The organism is Mesorhizobium sp. (genome assembly GCF_017306585.1).
In the GTDB taxonomy this organism is placed as follows: domain Bacteria; phylum Pseudomonadota; class Alphaproteobacteria; order Rhizobiales; family Rhizobiaceae; genus Mesorhizobium.
Window position 1 is genome coordinate 1 of the sequence record NZ_JAFKIC010000344.1, and the last position, 3,326, is coordinate 3,326.

Genomic DNA, 3,326 nt, shown 5'->3' on the forward strand with positions numbered 1-3,326 from the left:
GGCGGCCCGGCCTGGTATCATCCCGGCCGCTCCGGCACGATCAAGCTCGGGCCGAAGACGGTGCTCGGCACATTCGGCGAATTCCATCCGAGGACGCTTGAAGGGCTCGATGCCTCCGGGCCGCTCTGCGGCTTCGAAGTGTTCGTCGACGCGGTGCCCGAACCGAAGGCCAAGCCGACCAAGACCAAGCCGAAGCTGGAGCTCTCCGCTTTCCAGGCCGTGAAGCGCGATTTCGCCTTCGTCGTCGACAAGTCGGTCGAGGCCGGCACGCTGGTTCGCGCCGCCCTTGCCGCCGACAAGAAACTGGTCACCGGCGTCTCGGTGTTCGATATCTTCGAAGGCGCCTCGCTCGGCGCCGACAAGAAATCGATCGCCATCGAAGTGTCGATCCAGCCGGTCGAGAAGACGCTGACCGACGAGGATTTCGAGGCGCTGGCCAAGCGCATCGTCGAGAATGTCGGCAAACAGACGGGCGGCGTTCTGCGCGGCTGAGGCAATTCCAGGAAATTGCGTCGCGATTTTCGCCAGGGAATTGCGGATTGCGGAGTGATGGCGAATCGCCCTCCAAAGGGCGATGAACCATCTGCGCTATTCCGGGCTGCCTTTCGAAGCACAACGCGTCGCTTTTCTGGATATCGTCTCGGCTGATCCGTTGGTCCGCGACGCGCTGGCGCGGGCTCGCGCGCTGGCTCTGCCGGATTGGCTGGTGGTTTCCGGTGCGCTTTACAACAGCGTCTGGAACCATCTGACCGGCAAACCGTCGGGTTACGGCATCAAGGACGTCGATCTCTTCTATTTTGACGACAGCGACCTGTCCTACGAGGCTGAGGACACAGTGATCCATCGGGCGGCGAAGCATTTCGAGGCACTGAGCGTGCCGGTTGAGGTGCGCAACCAGGCGCGGGTGCATCTGTGGTATCCGCAGAAATTCGGGCAGGACTGCCCGCGCTATGCGAGCGCCAGCGAATCCGTCGGCTATTTTGCCTCGAAGACGCATGCGGTCGGGGTGCGGTATGGCGCTGATGGGCAGCTGGAACTGGTGGCGCCGTTCGGGCTGGATGATATCTTCTCGTTCCGCATCGTGCCCAACCGGGTGCTGGACAATCAGCGCACGCATGAGGCGAAGGGGAGAAGGGCGCGGGAGTATTGGCCGGAGATCTCCATCGTGCCCTGGTAAGATAAGTCTCCGCGAGGCCCCCCTCTCTGGCCTACCGGCCATCTCCCCCTCAAGGGGGGAGATTGGCAGCTTCGACGCCGGCGCATTTTTCTACAGCATTGGTGATTGGCGAAGGCCGCGGTGACATCTGATCTCCCCCCTTGAGGGGGAGATGGTCGGCAGGCCAGAGAGGGGGGCCTCGCGCCGACCTTTCCATAAGAGGGGAGTCGAAGCGACCCTCTCCCCCTACCCATTCACCAGCGCCAGCAATTCCTCCGTATAGCGCTCGCCCATGACCTTGTCCGGCGACAGCGCATCACCAATTGCCGCCACTTCCGCCGAACTCAACTCGATCCCAGCCGCCGCCGTGTTCTGCTCCAGATGCCGTATTTTCCGCGCACCGGGGATCGGCACGATGAAATCGCCCTGGTGCAGCACCCAGGCCAGCGCCAGCTGTGCGGAAGTGACGCCTTTTTCCGCCGCCATCTTCTCCAGCACGGCGATGACCGCGTTGTTGGCTTCCATCGCTTCGGCCTGAAAGCGCGGCAAGGTGCGGCGCCAGTCGTCAGCGCCGAGCGCTTCGGGCTTGGCAATCGTACCGGTGAGCAGGCCACGTCCTAGTGGGCTATAGGGGACGAAGCCAATGCCGAGCTCGCGGCAGACGGCGAAGACCTCGTCCTCGGGATCGCGGCTCCAGAGCGAATATTCGCTTTGCACCGCCGATATCGGATGCACGGCATGCGCCCGGCGGAGCGTCGCTCCACTCACTTCGGACAGGCCAAGTGCCCGCACCTTGCCTTCGCGCACGAGTTCTGCCATCGCGCCGACCGTGTCCTCGATCGGAACATTCGGATCGACGCGGTGCTGGTAGTAGAGATCGATCACGTCGGTATCGAGCCGCTTCAGCGATGCTTCGGCCACCGCCTTGACGTGCTCGGGACGGCTGTCGACGCCGACCATACGGTCGGTGCCCGAGCCCTCCTCCGAAATCTTGAAGCCGAATTTGGTCGCGATCGTCACCTTGTCGCGCACCGGCTTCAGCGCCTTGCCGAGCAGGATTTCGTTCTCGAAGGGACCATAGACTTCGGCCGTGTCGAAGAAATTGACACCGATCTCGACGGCGCGGCGCAACGTGGCAATCGCTTCCGCCTCCGGCTGACCGCCATAGCCGAAACTCATGCCCATGCAGCCGAGACCGACAGGGAAGACTTCGAGTTCAGGTCCGAGTTTGCGGGTTTTCATAACGCGTCTCCTTGTTGCGATGACGAAGAGATAGCGCCTTGAGATATGTTCGATAATGGTCTCCTATGCGCACGGGTCAGTCTAAAAAATAGATCAATGAACCGAGCGCATCTTTCCCAACTGGCCGTGCTGGCCACGGTCGCCCAATGCGGCAGCTTTCGCGGCGCGGCGCGCGAACTGGCGATCGCGCCGTCGGCTGTCAGCCATGCCGTGTCCAGCCTCGAGGCGCGGCTTGGCGTGCGGCTGCTGGCGCGCAGCACGCGCAGTGTCGCCCCGACAGAGGAAGGCGCGCAGTTGCTGGAGCGGTTGCGGCCGGCTTTGTCCGAGATCGACTTGGCGCTGGAAACGGCGGTCGAAGCGCGCGACCGCCCCGCGGGGAATCTCAGGCTCACCGTGCCGCGCACCGCCGCGCATCTGGTGCTGACGCCACGCCTCGGCGCCTTCGCCACCGCCTATCCCGACATCGTGCTGGAGATCGTCATCGAGGATCGTTTCACCGATGTGGTCGAGGGCGGCTTCGACGCCGGCGTGCGGCTCGGCGAAAGCCTGCAGCGCGACATGATCGCGGTGCGCATCGGACCGGACCTTCGCGGCGCCGTGGTCGGCGCGCCGTCCTATTTCGCCGCCATGCCGAAGCCGCGCCATCCGCGCGATCTCGCCGATCACCGTTGCATCCGCTTCCGCTTCTCCAGCGGCATACTCTACCGCTGGGAATTCGAGAAAGACGGCGAGGCAATCGAGATCGCGGTGGAAGGGCCGCTGATCCTCGACGAGGATCATCTGATCGCGCAGGCGGTGATCGATGGCGCCGGTCTTGCCTTCGTCTTCGAGCCCTATGTCCAGGCCCCGCTCGCCGACGGAAGACTGATCCGCGTGCTGGAAGACTGGTGTCCGTCCTTCGACGGCTTCTTCGTCTATTATCCCAGCC

At 63.7% G+C, this 3,326-nt stretch carries 3 protein-coding genes and 1 pseudogene; 3 read left to right on the forward strand and 1 reads right to left on the reverse strand.

All coding sequences use genetic code 11. The annotated features are described in order from the left end of the window. Positions 1-492: pseudogene (locus J0I79_RS34450) on the forward strand (phenylalanine--tRNA ligase subunit beta); the annotation flags it as partial. Positions 493-574: 82 nt separating this feature from the next. Further along, on the forward strand, positions 575-1,177 hold the full coding sequence (locus tag J0I79_RS34455; RefSeq protein WP_292870466.1) for a nucleotidyltransferase family protein: 603 nt from the start codon (positions 575-577) through the stop codon (positions 1,175-1,177). A gap of 225 nt (positions 1,178-1,402) precedes the next feature. Here the strand turns inward: J0I79_RS34455 and J0I79_RS34460 are convergent, their stop codons facing one another. Next, positions 1,403-2,398 (reverse strand): aldo/keto reductase, encoded by a 996-nt coding sequence (locus tag J0I79_RS34460; RefSeq protein ID WP_292870469.1) that lies wholly within the window; start codon positions 2,396-2,398, stop codon positions 1,403-1,405. 96 nt (positions 2,399-2,494) lie between these two features. On the opposite strand from J0I79_RS34460, the gene J0I79_RS34465 reads away from it, so the two are divergent. Next, positions 2,495-3,326, forward strand: an 832-nt coding sequence (locus J0I79_RS34465) for a LysR family transcriptional regulator (RefSeq protein ID WP_292870472.1), incomplete at its 3' end; no start/stop codon positions are given.